This window comes from Streptodolium elevatio, assembly GCF_040649515.1.
Classification (GTDB): domain Bacteria; phylum Actinomycetota; class Actinomycetes; order Streptomycetales; family Streptomycetaceae; genus Yinghuangia; species Yinghuangia elevatio.
The window spans coordinates 68,289-83,766 of the sequence record NZ_JBEZFP010000026.1 but is presented as its reverse complement, the minus strand read 5'-3'; the positions used below and the strand labels follow the sequence as shown (position 1 = coordinate 83,766).

Sequence of the window (15,478 nt, the reverse complement as noted above, 5' to 3'; positions counted from 1 at the left end):
CACCTTTATCTACCCGCACCCCCAAACACTCTTACCATACACCACCCTCTTCCTATCACCCGACCCCATCACCGACGGTCTGCCGGGCCGCCCGACTGCCCTGGGCAGTCGGCCGCTTCGGCTACAGCGCCTCCAACTGGTCGAGGAACCACTGCTGCGGGCTCAGCGCGGTCGCGGCCGCGGCGAGGCGCTTGGTGCGTTCGGCGCGTTCCGCCCGGTCCATCGACAGTGCCTCGTGCAGCGCGTCGGTGGTGGCGCTGACGTCGAAGGGGTTGACGACGATCGAGTCGGGGCCCAACTCCTCGTACGCACCCGCCTCGCGGGACAGCACGAGGGCGCAGCCGTCCTCGGAGACGACCGGAATCTCCTTGGCCACCAGGTTCATTCCGTCGCGGATCGGGTTGACCAGGGCGACGTCCGCAAGCCGGTAGGCGGCCAGCGAGCGCGGGAAGTCGTCGTTCACGTGCAGGATCAGCGGCTGCCACGTGTCCTCGCCGAACTCGTCGTCGATCTCCTTCGCGATGCGCTGCACCGCGGCGGTGTACTCGCGGTACTCCGGGAGGTCGTGCCGCGACGGGTACGCGAACGCGATGTGCACCACGTTGCCGATCCATTCCGGGCGCGTGCGCAGCAGGTCCCGGTACGCGAGCAGGCCGCGCACGATGTTCTTGGACAGCTCGGTCCGGTCGACGCGCACGATCACCTTGCGGTCGCCGACCGACTCGCGCAGCGCGGCCAACCGCGCCTCGACGTCGGGCCGCGAGGCGCGCTCGCGCAGGAAGTCCGCGTCGGCGCCCAGGCCGTGCACGCCGATTGCGGTGGTGCGGCCCGCGTGCGTCACGGTCATCGCCGTACGGTCGACCTGCGCGCCGAGCACCTGCTCGCAGCAGTCCAGGAAGGCCCCGGCCCAGCGGCGGGTCAGGAAGGCGGCCCGGTCCGCGCCGAGCACGCCCTCCAGGACGGCTCGCGCGATGTCGTCGGGCAGCAGGCGGAAGTAGTCCGGCGGCGCCCACGGAGTGTGCGAGAAGTGGCCGATGCGCAGGTCGGGGCGCAGTCGCCGGAGCAACAGGGGGGTCAGCGTCAGGTGGTAGTCCTGCACGATGACCTGCGCACCTTCGGCAGCCTCGTCGGCGAGGGCCTGCGCGAACGCACCGTTGTACGCCTCGTAGGACGCCCACTCCTTGCGGAACCGCCCGTCGAACACCGGCTTGGTCGCGGTGTCGTAGAGCAGGTGGTGGATGAACCACAGCGTCGAGTTCGCTATGGCGTTGTACGCCCGGGCGAACGTGCCGGGGTCGATGTCGAGCATGTGCACGGCCAGGTCGCCGGTGTCGTGCCCCGCGAGGTCGAGGCGCCCGGAGGGGGCCTCGCGGGCCGCGGTGCGGTCGGCCTCGGACAGGGCCGCGCACACCCAGACCGCGCCGGTGCCCTGCCCCGCGGCCGACAGGCCGGAGACCAGTCCGCCGCCTCCGCGGTGGACGGACAACGACCCGTCGTCCTCGGTCCGGAAGGACACCGGACCGCGGTTGGACGCGACGAGGACCCGGGCGGCTGCGGTGTCAGAGCTCATGACTCCAACCGTAGCCACCCATCCGGTATGACAAACCCGCCGCGGTCCGGCCGCCGTGAGGTTGCCGCGATCTCGCCCCTGCTCGGAGCCTTCGGCGGAGGGGCTCCGGGGTCCGCCGGCGGCCCTCGGGGCGTGGCCTCGCGGACCCGGGATCCAGGCCTGCCCTCACCCCTGTCGTATCCAGGCCACGGTGATCCGCATCCCGTCGAACCGCCAGCCCGCGTCCGTCCGCACCGCCGTGCAATGCGTACGGAGCCCGCTCTGCTGATGAGGCGGCTCGCCCTCGCGCCAGAAGTACACGAGCTGATTGGCGGTGGCGGTCGCGCGGTCGCCGTCGAGGTGCACCAGGACGTCGCCGTGCACGTGCTGGGTCTCCACCCCCTCGATCGGGCTCTGCCGGAGGAACGCGACGATCTCCTCGATCCCGTGCAACTCGCCGGCCCGCCCGTGCACGACGGCGTCGGCCGCGAAGACGTCGCGTGCGTCGTCGTGGGCGCGCTCGTCCAGCAGATTGGCCAGGCGGGCGAACAGATCGGTGATGTCCAGGCGGTCGGACGCAAGCAGGGCGGGCGATACGGACGAGGCCGGTGCGACGTCGGTGGACGGCATGAGATCGCTCCTTCATTGGCGTGACCAACATTGGTTGCGCCAACACTATGTGAGAATGTTGGCGCTGCCAACACTCAACTAGGCTGGCGGCCATGGACGAGATCCCCCGACGCCTGACGGCGAAGCCGAGCTGGCTGATCAACCAGCTCTCCGTGCACTCCCGCCGCCTCGTATCGGACGCCTTCGCCGCGGCCGGCGCGCGCGGGTACCACTACCGGCTCCTCGCCGCGCTGCACGAGTCCGGGCCCGCGAGCCAGGCCGAGCTGGGCCGCCGCGGCCGCGTCGACCGCAGCGACGTCGTCGCCGCGATCAACGAACTGGCCGCGCAGGGCTACGTCGAGCGCACGCCGGACCCGGACCACGGACGCCGCAACAGGATCACCCTCACCCCCGAGGGCGCCCGCCGGCTTCGGGACATGGACGACGTCCTCGACCAGGTGCAGGACGACCTGCTCGGCCCGCTGTCCGCGGGGGACCGCGAGACCCTCACCCGCCTGCTCGGGCGAGTCCTCGCCCACCACGAACAGGGCTGACAGCCAGGCGGGTTCGTACGCCGGGCCGCTGACGGCCCGGCGAGTTCGTGCGCCCTCATCCCGCCAGTGCGGTCCGGTTGCGGTACTCCGGGATCGTGATCATCGGCGGGCGCTCATGGGCGGCGACATCGTGACTGCTCACCCGGAACCCTTCCTCGTCCCGCTCGAACTGCGCGAACACCGTGTTCAGGCCGCCCGCCCCCTTGCGGACCCGCCCGTCCCGGTGCAGGCGCTCCAGCACCGCCTGCCAGATCTCGCCCGCCATCCGGCCGAGCCCGGCCTCGTCCTGGTGGCTGTGCCGGCGTACGCCCACATCCACCTGCGCCATCGCGTCCAGCCCCACCGATTGCAGCGAGTCCACGAGCATCGCCGTCTCGACGCCGTACCCGCACGGGAACGGCAGGCGTTCGAGCAGGCCGCGACGCACCGCGTACTCGCCGCCGAGCGGCTGCACGAACCCGGCCAGTTCCGGCCAGTACATGTTCAGCAGCGGGCGCGCGACCAGTTCGGTGACCCGGCCGCCGCCGGCCGGCACGACGGTGTCGCCGATCTCCAGCGGGCGGTCGTACATCGCTTTGACCAGTTGGACCGAAGGGTCGGTCAGCAGCGGGCCGAGGATGCCCGACACGAAGTCGGCGGAGAACTCGCGCAGGTCGGCGTCCACGAAGCAGACGATGTCGCCGCTCGTGACCAGGAGCGAACGCCACAGGACCTCGCCCTTGCCGCGCAGCGCGGGGATGCGCGGCAGTATGTCGTCGCGGTGCACGACGCGCGCGCCCGCCCGCGCGGCGACCTCGCCGGTGCGGTCCGTCGAGCCGGAGTCGACGACCACCAGCTCGTCGACCAGCGGATACCGGTCCATCAGCTCGGTGCGGATCGTGCGGACGATGTCGCCCACTGTCGGCTCTTCGTCCAGCGCCGGCAGGACGACGCTGACCCGGCTCGCCCGACCGGACCGCTTGGCCTCCAGGAGCCTGGGCACCGGCCAGTCCGCGGCGGCCGAGGACCGTCGTTCCAGCCAGTGGGTCACCTCGGGCAGCACTGTCGCGTTCCCCTGTCGTTGCTTGTGGTGCGCGGGACATCGTCTCGCGTGTCGGACGCCGATGATCGACCGGCACCCGGTTCGGTTACAGTCTTGGTCACGAGATACGACGATCGCACGTCGGCTCGGACAAACGCGGAGCGGCCGCACGGTGACCCCCAGGGGTGATCGGCGGCACATCGCACCGCCATAGAGCTCATCCAGAGGGGCAGAGGGAACGGCCCGTTGAAGCCCCGGCAACCATCCGATCGGTACACCCATGTGCGCTGCACGCGGGGCCCCCGGCGGACTGGTGCCAAGTCCGGCCTGCGGGGACCCCCGTGGGGAAGATGAGGAGAGAGGCCCCATCGCCATGGCTGTGATCGCACAAACCCTGACCCTCGCCCCCGGCTCGTTCGGGTCCGCCGTCGCGCTCTCCTGCCGCGAGTGCGGCGAGCGCTACGAGCTCGGCCCCAAGTTCGCGTGCGAGTTCTGTTTCGGGCCGCTGGAGGTCGCATACGACTTCTCCGGCGGCGTGACCCGCGAGCGCATCGCGGCCGGTCCGAACAACATCTGGCGATACGCCCCGCTGCTCCCCGTGCCCGCCGACGTCGCGGAGCACCCCAACCTGAACCCCGGCTTCACCAAGCTGGTCCAGGCCCGCAACCTGGGCCGCGAGCTGGGCATCCGGGACCTGTACGTCAAGGACGACTCGGGCAACCCGACGCACTCCTTCAAGGACCGCGTCGTGGCGATCGCCGTCGAGGCGGCCCGCAACTTCGGCTTCACCACCCTTTCGTGCTCCTCGACCGGCAACCTGGCCGGCGCGGTGGCCGCCGCGGCCGCCCGCGCGGGGCTGCGGTCGTGCGTGTTCATCCCGTCCGACCTCGAGGCCGGCAAGGTGCTGACGGCCGCGGCGTACGGCGGCGACCTGGTGGCCATCGAGGGCAACTACGACGAGGTCAACCGCTTCTGCTCGGAGCTGATCGGCGACGCGGCGGGCGAGGGCTGGGGCTTCGTCAACGTCAACCTGCGGCCGTATTACGGCGAGGGCTCCAAAACGCTGGCGTACGAGATCGCCGAGCAGCTCGGCTGGCGGCTGCCCGAGCAGATCGTGGTGCCGATCGCGTCGGGTTCGCAGCTCACCAAGATCGACAAGGGCTTCCGCGAGCTGATCGAACTCGGGCTGGTCGAGGACACGCCGTACAAGGTGTTCGGCGCCCAGGCCGAGGGCTGCTCGCCGGTCTCGGCGGCGTGGAAGGCCGGGCACGACGTGATCCGGCCGGTCAAGCCGGACACCATCGCCAAGTCGCTGGCGATCGGCAACCCGGCGGACGGGCCGTACGTGCTGGACGTGTGCAAGCGCACCGGGGGCGCGGTCGAGGACGTCGACGACATCCGCGTGGTCGAGGCGATCAAGCTGCTGGCCCGGACCGAGGGCATCTTCGGCGAGACCGCCGGCGGTGTCACGGTCGGCTGCCTGAAGAAGCTGGTGGAGACCGGGCAGTTGGACCCGGCGGCCACCACGGTCGTCCTCAACACGGGCGACGGTTTGAAGACCCTGGACGCGATCGAGTCGACCACGGGCGCGACCGCGACCATCCGTCCCTCCCTTGAGTCCTTCCGAGAGGCTGGCCTGGCATGAGCGTTTCCGTGCGTATCCCGACGATTCTGCGTACCTACACCGGCGGCGCGGCCGAGGTGACGGCCGAGGGCGGCACGCTGTCCGAGGTGATCGAGTCGCTGGAGAAGTCCTACCCGGGCATCGCCGCCCGGGTGCTGGACGACCAGGGCAAGCTGCGGCGCTTCGTGAACGTGTACGTGAACGACGACGACGTGCGCTTCGCCGAGGGCCTTCAGACGGCCACGCCGGACGGCGCCAACGTTTCGGTCATCCCGGCCGTCGCGGGCGGTTGCTGATCCCCGTTCGGCAAGTCCGCCGTACGGTCTCGACCGTGCGGCGGACTTTTGCGTGGGGTGCCCGGCGAGCAATCCATGATCAATGCAGCGGGGCTCGGCATTCGGAACGAAGTGTTCCGTGCGGCAATCCCGCAGGTGCATCGGCGAATCCGGGGAAGCATGGTGCGTACAACCGCATTTTCCGGAGATTTCGCGGCAACGGCCCGACAATCCCGTGGCCGGGATCACATCCGAAATGCTCCGTTTGTCGCTTTTGATGCGGAGTGAAATGCGGTTTTAACTAGGAATTAATCAAAAACATCCGTTTTGTTCGTCCCGGATTTCTCGTCCGTTTGACCTGTTGCGTCGGGCACCCATCCGGATACATTCAGCCGCGGTCGGACGGTTCCACGTACTGGATCTGGTGCGCGGCAACAACTCGCGAACCTGCTTGCCCTGTGCTGACTTCACTCAGTCGGTCAAGAAGTTGCGATACGACCCGGAGCTGCGGCGCGCAGTTTCCGTGAAAGGGCCAGTAACAGGGGAGTTAGGAATGGCTCAGGGCACCGTCAAGTGGTTCAACGCGGAGAAGGGGTACGGCTTCATCGCGGTCGACGGTGGTGCGGACGTCTTCGTCCACTACAGCGCGATCCAGATGGACGGGTACCGGACGCTTGAGGAAGGACAGCGGGTCGAGTTCGAGATCTCGCAGGGGCAGAAGGGTCCGCAGGCGGACATGGTCCGTGTGACCGCCTGAGCCTGCACGGCTCTTCTTGTACTGCTCTTCTTCAGACGTCGCCGAGGCCCGGTTCCCCGTACGCGGGGGCCGGGCCTCGGTGCTGTGCGCCGGCGTGTCCGGCGCCGCGTGCCGGTGCGGTCGTCCCGGCGCGAGCGCCCCGGTACCGGGGGTCCGCTTGCACTCGACCTACCCGAGTGCTAATCATTGGCGTTAGCACTCTGGATGTGAGAGTGACAAAAGGACCGGGCAGACGAGGTCCGGAGGCCGTGGGGGAAGGATCCCCGCGGAGCCGGGTCGTCCGTCGCGGGCGTCGGCCCAGGTCCTCAGCATCCACCCCGTTCTGGGAGGACCTCACCACATGGCCAAGATCATCGCGTTCGACGAGGAAGCGCGTCGCGGCCTCGAGCGCGGGATGAACCAGCTCGCCGACGCCGTCAAGGTCACGCTCGGCCCCAAGGGCCGCAACGTCGTGCTCGAGAAGAAGTGGGGCGCCCCCACCATCACCAACGATGGTGTGAGCATCGCCAAGGAGATCGAGCTCGAGGACCCGTACGAGAAGATCGGCGCCGAGCTGGTCAAGGAGGTCGCGAAGAAGACGGACGACGTCGCCGGTGACGGCACGACGACCGCGACCGTCCTGGCCCAGGCGCTCGTACGTGAGGGTCTTCGGAACGTCGCCGCCGGCGCCAACCCGATGGCCCTCAAGCGCGGCATCGAGAAGGCCGTCGAGGCCGTCTCCGAGCAGCTGCTGAACCTCGCGAAGGACGTGGAGACCAAGGAGCAGATCGCTTCGACGGCCTCCATCTCCGCCGCCGACCCGCAGATCGGCGAGATGATCGCCGAAGCGATGGACAAGGTCGGCAAGGAAGGCGTCATCACCGTCGAGGAGAGCAACACCTTCGGCCTCGAGCTCGAGCTCACCGAGGGCATGCGCTTCGACAAGGGCTACATCTCGCCCTACTTCTCCACCGACCCGGAGCGTATGGAGGCCGTCCTCGACGACCCGTACATCCTGATCGTCAACAGCAAGATCGCCTCGGTGAAGGACCTGCTCCCGCTGCTGGAGAAGGTCATGCAGGGCGGCAAGCCGCTCGCGATCATCGCCGAGGACGTCGAGGGCGAGGCCCTGGCCACGCTCGTCGTGAACAAGATCCGCGGCACCTTCAAGTCCGTCGCGGTCAAGGCGCCGGGCTTCGGCGACCGCCGCAAGGCCATGCTGGGCGACATCGCCATCCTCACCGGTGGCCAGGTCATCAGCGAGGAGGTCGGCCTCAAGCTGGACTCCGCCGGTCTCGAGCTGCTCGGCCGCGCCCGCAAGGTCGTCGTCACCAAGGACGAGACGACCATCGTCGACGGTGCCGGCGACTCGGACCAGGTCCAGGGCCGCGTCAACCAGATCCGCGCCGAGATCGAGCAGTCGGACTCGGACTACGACCGTGAGAAGCTCCAGGAGCGCCTGGCGAAGCTCGCGGGCGGCGTCGCGGTCATCAAGGCCGGTGCCGCGACCGAGGTCGAGCTCAAGGAGCGCAAGCACCGCATCGAGGACGCGGTGCGCAACGCCAAGGCCGCCGTCGAGGAGGGCATCGTCGCCGGTGGCGGCGTGGCCCTGCTCCAGGCGTCCCAGGCCGCGTTCGAGAAGTTCGAGCTCGAGGGCGACGAGGCCACCGGTGCCGCGATCGTGAAGCTGGCCGTCGAGGCCCCGCTGAAGCAGATCGCGGTCAACGCCGGCCTCGAGGGCGGCGTCGTCGTGGAGAAGGTGCGCAACCTGACCCCCGGCCACGGCCTCAACGCCGCGACCGGCGAGTACGTCGACCTGGTCGCCGAGGGCATCATCGACCCGGCCAAGGTGACGCGCTCCGCGCTGCAGAACGCGGCCTCCATCGCCGCGCTCTTCCTCACCACCGAGGCCGTCATCGCCGACAAGCCCGAGAAGGGCGGCGCCCCCGCGGGCGGCGCGCCGGACATGGGCGGCATGGACTTCTGATCCGGTGACGGAGCAGTAGTCGTGCGCTGATGCCGTAGCCGGTGGGTCCTGCCGCCGGCGACGACAGAGGCAGCGAGACAAACGCCAAGGGCGGCACCCCAATCGGGGTGCCGCCCTTTGGCGTCGCGGGCACGGGCAACGCGGTCAGTTCGTGATCGTGACGCAGGGCAGCCCGACGCTGGACCCACCGCGGAAGCCCTCCGCGCAGAGCCGCGTGCCCGCGGGGAAGTGGCGTTGCGGGTACGCCTGGTCGCGGTACGTCCGGAACTTGGCGACGTCCTCCGTCTTGAGGTTGGCGCTCCAGCCGTTCGTGGTCCACACCCGGGCGGAGATCCGGTTGGGCTGGTTGGTGTTGGTGACGGACACCTCGACCCGGCCCAGGTAGGTGCCGATGTCGTACGTCTCGATGCAGACCGAGTGGTTGCACCACTTGCCGTCGGCCGCCGCGGGCGGGGCGGTGACGAAGGTACAACCGACCACTGCGGCCGCCGCCGAAACCCCGGTGACGATCTTGCGAAGAGTGCTCATGCCAAGATCAACGACCGCTTTGTCCCCCTGTCACGCCCGCCCCTCAAGGCCCGGCCGGGCACGAGCGTGCCCCACTCCCGGAACCTCCCGCACCTCCGGCGCGGTTGGGTGGGTAGGGGCCTCAGGCCACCGAATTTCCCGCCTCGTGATTCCCGGCACGAGCGCCCCGCACGCGGAAAACCTGTGGCCGGGGTTGCGGCGCGGCTTCTAGCATCGTGAACGTGCCTGCGGGAACTACGAGTTCCTTCAGTGTCTTTGGCAGACATCGCGCAGCAAACGCGAAGAGCCGGGTTCGAATCCCGAAAACGGGACCCGTGACCTGCCCGCAGGCACCCACGTTCCGCGCCCGGGGAACTGCGCGTCCGTACTGTGCCTTCACTTCGGGGGCGTCCTTTCAGATAGGAACCCAACGGACCCGCGACCTTCCCCGGGCGCTTTCTTGGAGTCGCCTGATGACCACACAGTCCTTGGATCTCGCAACGGATCTCGCAACCGATCTCGCGACGCGTGACGCCGCACGCGTCGTCGCCCGCTTTCTCGACACCGCGACGAGTGCGACCGGCCGCGCGACGTTCTACAACACCGCCGACGAGCAGTCCGCGCTGGAGCGTTCCGCGCACGCCGACATGGCCGCGCTCGACCGGCGCCTGTACGCGGGCCTGGTCGCGTCGCCGTACGTTCTCGACCGTGCGCGGCAGACCGGTGTCGCGTGCCTGCTTTCCGGCGGGGCGCCCGCGGTCGCGACCGCGGCCGAGGCGGAGGCCGCGGCCGAGGCGGAGGCCGCGGCGGTTCGAGCCGCGGTGGCGCGCCTGACCGTGCCGCGCATGCTCAACCTCTACGCGATGCTCGCCGCCGAGCGCGTCAACAACGCCCGCGCGCGCAAGCTGATCCTGCGTACCCTTGTCGGCGCTCCCGCGCTGGAGTCGTGGGCCGTGCGCTACCGGCGCAAGCTCGCCGTCGCGCTGCGGCACGCGTGGGGCGTGCGCACCGCCGGCATCGTGCGCGCCGTTCTCGTGCGCGAACTCGCGGGCGAGGAGCTGGATGCCAAGGAGCGCCGCATCATCGCCGCCGAGGTCGACCGCTGGGCGCCGGGGCGGGACCAAGCCGTCGTGCACGAGTGCGTCGCGTTCGTGCTGGGCGCCACCGGACCCTTCACGCGGCCTCAGCTGCGTGCGTACGCCGACGCGCGCGGTGACCTCGACGCGGGGCGGACGCTCCCGTACGAGACCCTCGAAGGTCTGCGCGGCCGCTTCCACCCGGGCCAACCCGCCTCGCGCGTAATGGAGTTGACGAAGGGTCGGCTCACGGCGGGGCAGCGGCTGGCCAAGCAGGCGCAGGCGGAGCGCGCGGGTGTGGAGGTCGACGTCGACTTCACGCACCACGACGCGGTGCGGCTGTACCTGTACGCGTACGAGCGCGGCATGAGCGACGAGGTCGCGGACGGGCTCGCCGAGCGGGCCCGCCGTACCGCCGCCGGGCTCGACCTCGCGGACCGGCGCGTCGCGCTCGTCCTGGACGGGTCGGGTTCGATGGCCGGTTCGGGCGAGCAGGCGCTGCGTCCCATCGCGGTGGCACTCGCGCTCCGCGACGTGCTGCGGCAGGCCGCGGGGGAGTGCCGCGAGGTGTGGTTCGGCGGCCGTGTCGGCGAGGACGGGCTCGTACGTCCGGCGGGTGACACCGCGCCCGCGTACGCGCTGCTCGACGCGCTGGCATGGGACGCCGACCTGGTGGTCGTCGTCGGCGACGGCTACGAGAACGCACCGGCTGGACGGTTCGCCGAAGTGCTGGCGTCGGCGCGGGACTTGGGTATCAGCACGCCTGTCGTGCAGATGACGCCGGTGCTCGCGGCCGACGCGGGCGGCGCGCGTCCGCTCGCGGCGGAGGTGCCGGTGGCCGGCGTCCAGCGCCTTGAGGGGCTCGAACTGACCGCGTGCAGGCTCCTGTTGGACGTCGAACCGGCCGCCGCCGTACGCGCGCTGCACCGGCTCGCCGGACTCGCGGGCGCGGCCGGTGTGGCGGGCGCGGCCGGCGTGACGGGCCCGGAGCTGACGGCAAAGACCGAACTGATCGCAACCGGCGTACCCACTGGCGTACGCCCCGACGTACCGGAGGAGGTGACCACATGAGGAACCCGCTGAAGCGCTTCCAGAGCACCATGGCCGAGTCGGCGACCGTCGGTGAACTCCTGTCCGGCGCCCGGCCCGGGCGCGTGCAGAGCGTCGGCCGAATGCAGGTGCTGCCGCTGCTCGCGGGCGACGCGCCGACCGCAGACCTCGGCGACCCCGCGTCGCTCGACATCTCGACCGGCGACTACGGCACGCTGTGCTTCGGCAACTCCGGGAGCGGCACGGCACTTGTACCGAGCCATCTCGCGGTCATGGTGTCGCAGGCCGCGCAGGACCACGCGATGCCGCGCGCCGCGCTGGTCAGGGCCGGAACGAAGCGGGACTACCGCAACGCCATGTGCATCCAGCAGTCGCAGGGCGGCCTCATCACTTCCGGCTCGCACCGGCTCGCGGTGCTGCCGCCCGCGCTGCGGGAGGCCGCGTCGCTGCTGCCCGAGAAGCCCGGGTACGACCGGCTGTGGCCGGCCGTCTCGCGGTTCAAGGCGTCGGCCGGGGTGCCGGGTTCGGCGGACCTGGTCCGCTTCATGAAGCACTTCGCGACCGAACTCGACTGCTTCACGGCCGAGTTCGAGTGCGTCGAGGACCAGATCGGGGCCGTCGTGCTGATGGATGGTGCGGTCGTCGGTGTGGAGCGCGCTCCCTCGCACGTCTACTGGCGTTCGATGTGGGAGCCGCTGATCCGGTTCTGCTATGGCGCGGAGGCGGTGCGGCGCGGCGTCGCCGGGGACGTACCGGCGGCCCCGTCGACGCGCGTACCGCTGACGCGGCCCGCGGCTCCGGCCGTCGCCGCTTCCGGTGGCGACGGAGCCGATGTCGTCGCGCTGCTCGCGGAGGCGGTACGCGACGCCGACACCCGCGAACAGCAGGCCGTCGAAACGGTCGCGCAGGCGACGGCGGACGAGTCGGTGGTGGTCGGGGTCGACGAGGCCATCGACCGTGTCGCGGTCGGGACGGTCGTCGGGGACGGTCTGATGGGGGCGTACGCCCTCGACGGGGACACGCCCGTCTACGCGTCGCTCACGGCGCGCGGCACGCTGGCTGCCTGACCTGACCTGGGAGGTCGGGGGCCGGGGACGACCTGGTCGGGACCGGGGCCTTGTCGGCCCGGGGCTCGACCAGGTCTTTCCGTATGCCCGCGTCCGCGCGCGCTCGCTCCGGAACCACCCCCGCACTGGCGCCCACGCAGGCTCCTGATTCGCGCCCGGCCACGGAACCACCCCGCCTTGGGTTCGCGGCCGGACTCGCATTCGCCCCACACTCCTCCCACGCTTGCCCCCAGCCCATGCGCTCGCCCAGCCCCCGCACCCAGCCCCCGCACCCGCCCCGGTGTAGTTCGCCGTACGAATTATCCGTTTTCACCGGTGTTATTCTGGCCCGATGGCTAAGCATGTCGAGGGCCCCATCGGGATCGTCCCCGCGTTGGTGCGCTCCACTTTTCTGGTGAACGGTGCGTACGCGGACGCGGCCCGCGAGCGCGGGCTCACCCCGCAGCAGGGGCAGTTGCTCTGCGTCCTGATGCAGCAGCCGTTCGGGATGGGCGAGTTGAGCGCGATGCTTGGGCTGGCCAAGTCCAGTCTGACCGGTCTGGTGGACCGGACCGAGCGCAATGGCCTGGTCAGGCGCGAGTCGGATGCCCGCGACACACGTGCGGTGCGCGTCGCGCTGACCGACGGAGGCGCCGTGCTGGCCGAGGAGTTCTACATGGACGCGTGCCGCCGGATCGACGACCTGGCCGCCGGGCTCGGTGCCGCCGAGCGCGAGACGCTGGCCGCGCTGCTGGGCCGGGTCGTGACCGACAACGAGGCACCCGTGGTGTTCCGGGAGCCCGCCGAGGGAGTCGCCGCGAGCGAAGGCTGAGGCGCGCCGGAGAAGGCAGGGCTTGTAGTTCGTACTACGAACTAATACAGTTCGTAGTACGAACTTGCCCGTTTTTCTCGTGGGAGTGAAAACATGCGCCGCACTGTCGTAATCGTCGGTGGAGGGTACGGAGGCGCCGCGGTCGCCAAGGCCCTGGAGTCCGAGGCACCCGAGGCCGAGGTCATCCTGGTCGACCCCCGCGACGCTTTCGTCAACGCCGCCGCCTCGTTGCGCGCCCTGACGCGGCCCGAGTGGGCCAACAACATGTTCTTCCCGTACGAGACCCTGCTCGGCCGCGGCACGCACCTCCGCGACCGCGCGGCCTCGGTGGACTCCCGTGGTGTCACCCTCGCCTCCGGCGACCGGGTCGAGGCCGACTACGTGGTGCTCGCGACCGGATCCGGCTACGCCTACCCGGCCAAGCCCGTCTCCGAATCCACCGCCGAGGCACTGGACGACCTGCGCCGCACGCACAAGGAACTGCGCTCGTCGGAACGGGTGTTGATTCTCGGCGCCGGGCCCGTGGGTCTGGAGCTGGCCGGGGAGATCAAGGAGGAATGGCCGCACAAGCACGTAACCCTGGTGGCCCCGGCCGACGAACTGCTCCCGGGCTTTGCGCCCGAGATGGTCGCGGATCTGCGTACCCAACTCGACGCGCTGGGCGTGGAGATACGCCTCGCAACGACCCTTCGGGCGACGCCGCCGACCGAGCCGGGACGCTCCGGCGCCTTCACCGTCACCACCACAGACGGTGCGGAAATCGTCGCCGACATCTGGTTCCAGGCCCACGGCGCAACCATCAACAGCGCCTACCTCGCCGACGGCAAGCTCACCGAGCTCACGCCCCAGGGCCGCGTGCCCGTCACCGAACTCCTCGCCGTGGTCGGGCGCGACGGCGTCCACGACAACGTGTACGCGGTCGGCGACATCACCGACGTCGCGGAGGCCAAGATGGCCGGGTACGCGATGCAGCACGCCGAGATCGTGGTACGGAACATCACCGCGCAGCTGAACGGCGAGGCGCCGTCGGCCACTTACCAGCCCCTCCCGTACCCGATGATCCTTCTGCCGCTCGGGTCCTCCGGCGGAGTCGGACAGCTCCCCTCGCCCCAGGGCCCGTTTGTCACGCCCGCGGAGACCGTCGTCGAGTACAAGGGGGCCGACCTCTTCACCGGCCGCTTCATCGGCCAATTCGGCCCCACCGCCTGAACCGCCCGAACCAGGAAGAAACCCGAGAGGGGTCCACCATCATGGAGTACACCCGCCTGGGCCGCAGTGGCCTGTCCGTCTCGCGACTCGTGCTCGGCACCATGAACTTCGGACCGCAGACTTCCGAGGCCGACAGCCATACGATCATGGACCGCGCCCACGAACACGGCCTCAACTTCTTCGACACGGCCAACGTCTACGGCGCGCGGCCGACCGGCGGCGTCACCGAGGAGATCATCGGCCGGTGGTTCGCCACCGGCGGCGGACGCCGCGACAAGACCGTACTGGCCACCAAGGTCTTTCTCCCGATGGGCGATTGGCCCAACGAACGGTACCTCTCCGCCCTGCACATCCGGCGAGCCGCCGAGGCGTCTCTCAAACGCCTGGGCACCGACCACATCGACCTCTACCAAATGCACCACGTGGACCGGGACACGCCGTGGGACGAGATCTGGGAGGCGTTCGACGTCCTGCGCCGGCAGGGAAAGGTGCTGTACTTCGGCTCGTCCAACTTCGCGGGCTGGCACATCGCCCAGGCCCAAGAGGCCGCCCGCACCCGGCACTTCCTCGGGCTCGTCGCCGAACAGTCCGTCTACAACCTGATGAACCGGTGGGTCGAGCTGGAAGTCCTGCCCGCGGCACGGACGTACGGGCTCGGCGTCATCCCGTGGTCTCCGCTCAACGGCGGAGTGCTCGGCGGCGTCCTCCGCAAGATCCGGAACGGCGAAGCGGTCCGGGGCGGTTCGGGACGCGGCGGGGACACGGTCGCCCGGCACCGCGAGACGATCGAGGCGTACGAAGCGCTCTGCGCGGACCTCGGCGAGGACCCGGCCGACGTGGGCCTGGCGTGGCTGCTGGCCCAGGACGGCGTGACCGGCCCGATCATCGGCCCGCGCACGGTCGGTCAACTCGACGGATCGCTGCGCGCCCTCCGCATCACCCTCGACGAGGCCACGCTCACCGAACTCGACAAGCTGTTCCCGCCGCCCGGCATCAACCCGGGCCGCCCCGCCCCCGAGGCCTACGCCTGGTAGCGGCCTACGCCTGGTGGTGGCCCGGCGCGGCGGCACGCGGCTCGCCGCGCCCTCGGCCGCGCGGCGGCTCAGCCCCTGGGCTTGCGCCGCCGCAGGCCCGCGGCGATGAGCCGGGATACGAGTTCCTTGCCGCCCACGGCTTCGGCGCCGAGGGCCACGGCCTGGTCGTAGAGCTCGGCGGGGACGTCGTAGTGGTCGCGGTCGAAGGCTCGTTCCGGGACGCCGAGGCGGCGGGCGAACTCGTGGAGTTCGTCGTACGAGACGTCGCTGACCAGGTGGGACCACATACGGCCCCGGCCGGGCCAGATGGGGCGGTCGATGAGTACAGTCACACGTCGATCCTGCCCGATCGGCGGGAGGTCGTGGCGG

At 70.3% G+C, this 15,478-nt stretch carries 15 protein-coding genes and 1 riboswitch; of the genes, 10 read left to right on the top strand and 5 right to left on the bottom strand.

Translation table 11 applies throughout. The features are described 5' to 3' along the window. Positions 1-121: 121 nt before the first annotated feature. Both AB0C36_RS13125 and AB0C36_RS13120 read right to left on the bottom strand, forming a co-directional pair. Positions 122-1,570, bottom strand: coding sequence for an alpha,alpha-trehalose-phosphate synthase (UDP-forming) (locus AB0C36_RS13125; RefSeq protein ID WP_358353091.1), 1,449 nt, complete (start codon positions 1,568-1,570; stop codon positions 122-124). A gap of 165 nt (positions 1,571-1,735) precedes the next feature. Then, a complete protein-coding gene (locus AB0C36_RS13120; protein ID WP_358353089.1) occupies positions 1,736-2,179 on the bottom strand; it encodes a nuclear transport factor 2 family protein in 444 nt (147 codons plus the stop codon). Between the two features lie 92 nt (positions 2,180-2,271). On the opposite strand from AB0C36_RS13120, the gene AB0C36_RS13115 reads away from it, so the two are divergent. Continuing rightward, positions 2,272-2,712 (top strand): MarR family winged helix-turn-helix transcriptional regulator, encoded by a 441-nt coding sequence (locus tag AB0C36_RS13115; protein ID WP_358353087.1) that lies wholly within the window; start codon positions 2,272-2,274, stop codon positions 2,710-2,712. A gap of 55 nt (positions 2,713-2,767) precedes the next feature. Here AB0C36_RS13115 and AB0C36_RS13110 read toward each other — a convergent pair whose 3' ends face one another. After that, positions 2,768-3,754, bottom strand: a complete 987-nt coding sequence (locus AB0C36_RS13110; protein ID WP_358353085.1) for a glucosyl-3-phosphoglycerate synthase — start codon at positions 3,752-3,754, stop codon at positions 2,768-2,770. A 193-nt stretch (positions 3,755-3,947) separates the two neighbouring features. Next, positions 3,948-4,090, top strand: a riboswitch (SAM riboswitch). Positions 4,091-4,106: 16 nt separating this feature from the next. Between AB0C36_RS13110 and thrC the strand changes: the two genes are divergently transcribed. The 4 genes from thrC (at position 4,107) to groL (ending at position 8,355) form a co-directional block, all read left to right on the top strand. Next, entirely contained in the window at positions 4,107-5,378 is a 1,272-nt protein-coding gene (gene thrC, locus AB0C36_RS13105; RefSeq protein WP_358353083.1) for a threonine synthase, read from the top strand. Further along, a complete protein-coding gene (locus tag AB0C36_RS13100) occupies positions 5,375-5,653 on the top strand; it encodes a ubiquitin-like small modifier protein 1 (RefSeq protein ID WP_358353082.1) in 279 nt (92 codons plus the stop codon). The genes thrC and AB0C36_RS13100 overlap by 4 nt, the downstream gene beginning before the upstream one ends. Positions 5,654-6,185: 532 nt before the next feature. Then, positions 6,186-6,389: a cold-shock protein gene (locus AB0C36_RS13095; RefSeq protein WP_004986573.1), complete on the top strand. Its 204-nt coding sequence runs from the start codon at positions 6,186-6,188 to the stop codon at positions 6,387-6,389. Between the two features lie 340 nt (positions 6,390-6,729). Beyond that, entirely contained in the window at positions 6,730-8,355 is a 1,626-nt protein-coding gene (groL, locus tag AB0C36_RS13090) for a chaperonin GroEL (protein ID WP_358353081.1), read from the top strand. 144 nt (positions 8,356-8,499) lie between these two features. Here the strand turns inward: groL and AB0C36_RS13085 are convergent, their stop codons facing one another. Continuing rightward, entirely contained in the window at positions 8,500-8,883 is a 384-nt protein-coding gene (locus AB0C36_RS13085) for a hypothetical protein (RefSeq protein WP_358353080.1), read from the bottom strand. Between the two features lie 452 nt (positions 8,884-9,335). On the opposite strand from AB0C36_RS13085, the gene AB0C36_RS13080 reads away from it, so the two are divergent. The 5 genes from AB0C36_RS13080 (at position 9,336) to AB0C36_RS13060 (ending at position 15,109) form a co-directional block, all read left to right on the top strand. After that, positions 9,336-11,009, top strand: coding sequence for a hypothetical protein (locus tag AB0C36_RS13080; RefSeq protein ID WP_358353078.1), 1,674 nt, complete (start codon positions 9,336-9,338; stop codon positions 11,007-11,009). Then, a complete protein-coding gene (locus AB0C36_RS13075; RefSeq protein WP_358353076.1) occupies positions 11,006-12,055 on the top strand; it encodes an ARPP-1 family domain-containing protein in 1,050 nt (349 codons plus the stop codon). The genes AB0C36_RS13080 and AB0C36_RS13075 overlap by 4 nt, the downstream gene beginning before the upstream one ends. 331 nt (positions 12,056-12,386) lie before the next feature. Then, complete coding sequence (locus AB0C36_RS13070; RefSeq protein WP_358353074.1) at positions 12,387-12,866, top strand: MarR family winged helix-turn-helix transcriptional regulator; 480 nt, start codon at positions 12,387-12,389, stop codon at positions 12,864-12,866. A 93-nt stretch (positions 12,867-12,959) separates the two neighbouring features. Next, complete coding sequence (locus AB0C36_RS13065) at positions 12,960-14,075, top strand: NAD(P)/FAD-dependent oxidoreductase (protein WP_358353072.1); 1,116 nt, start codon at positions 12,960-12,962, stop codon at positions 14,073-14,075. 41 nt (positions 14,076-14,116) lie between these two features. Beyond that, complete coding sequence (locus tag AB0C36_RS13060; protein ID WP_358353070.1) at positions 14,117-15,109, top strand: aldo/keto reductase; 993 nt, start codon at positions 14,117-14,119, stop codon at positions 15,107-15,109. Between the two features lie 68 nt (positions 15,110-15,177). Here the strand turns inward: AB0C36_RS13060 and AB0C36_RS13055 are convergent, their stop codons facing one another. Further along, positions 15,178-15,441: a DUF4031 domain-containing protein gene (locus AB0C36_RS13055; protein WP_358353068.1), complete on the bottom strand. Its 264-nt coding sequence runs from the start codon at positions 15,439-15,441 to the stop codon at positions 15,178-15,180. Positions 15,442-15,478: the final 37 nt, after the last annotated feature.

What these genes read in the sequence shown, in the direction of transcription:
- groL (WP_358353081.1), top strand. Translation starts at nt 6,730, where the DNA reads ATGGCCAAGATCATCGCGTTCGACGAGGAAGCGCGTCGCGGCCTCGAG.
- AB0C36_RS13095 (WP_004986573.1), top strand. Translation starts at nt 6,186, where the DNA reads ATGGCTCAGGGCACCGTCAAGTGGTTCAACGCGGAGAAGGGGTACGGC.
- AB0C36_RS13100 (WP_358353082.1), top strand. Translation starts at nt 5,375, where the DNA reads ATGAGCGTTTCCGTGCGTATCCCGACGATTCTGCGTACCTACACCGGC.
- AB0C36_RS13075 (WP_358353076.1), top strand. Translation starts at nt 11,006, where the DNA reads ATGAGGAACCCGCTGAAGCGCTTCCAGAGCACCATGGCCGAGTCGGCG.
- AB0C36_RS13125 (WP_358353091.1), bottom strand. Translation starts at nt 1,570, where the DNA reads ATGAGCTCTGACACCGCAGCCGCCCGGGTCCTCGTCGCGTCCAACCGC.
- AB0C36_RS13065 (WP_358353072.1), top strand. Translation starts at nt 12,960, where the DNA reads ATGCGCCGCACTGTCGTAATCGTCGGTGGAGGGTACGGAGGCGCCGCG.
- AB0C36_RS13060 (WP_358353070.1), top strand. Translation starts at nt 14,117, where the DNA reads ATGGAGTACACCCGCCTGGGCCGCAGTGGCCTGTCCGTCTCGCGACTC.
- AB0C36_RS13115 (WP_358353087.1), top strand. Translation starts at nt 2,272, where the DNA reads ATGGACGAGATCCCCCGACGCCTGACGGCGAAGCCGAGCTGGCTGATC.
- AB0C36_RS13085 (WP_358353080.1), bottom strand. Translation starts at nt 8,883, where the DNA reads ATGAGCACTCTTCGCAAGATCGTCACCGGGGTTTCGGCGGCGGCCGCA.
- AB0C36_RS13120 (WP_358353089.1), bottom strand. Translation starts at nt 2,179, where the DNA reads ATGCCGTCCACCGACGTCGCACCGGCCTCGTCCGTATCGCCCGCCCTG.
- AB0C36_RS13070 (WP_358353074.1), top strand. Translation starts at nt 12,387, where the DNA reads ATGGCTAAGCATGTCGAGGGCCCCATCGGGATCGTCCCCGCGTTGGTG.
- thrC (WP_358353083.1), top strand. Translation starts at nt 4,107, where the DNA reads ATGGCTGTGATCGCACAAACCCTGACCCTCGCCCCCGGCTCGTTCGGG.
- AB0C36_RS13080 (WP_358353078.1), top strand. Translation starts at nt 9,336, where the DNA reads ATGACCACACAGTCCTTGGATCTCGCAACGGATCTCGCAACCGATCTC.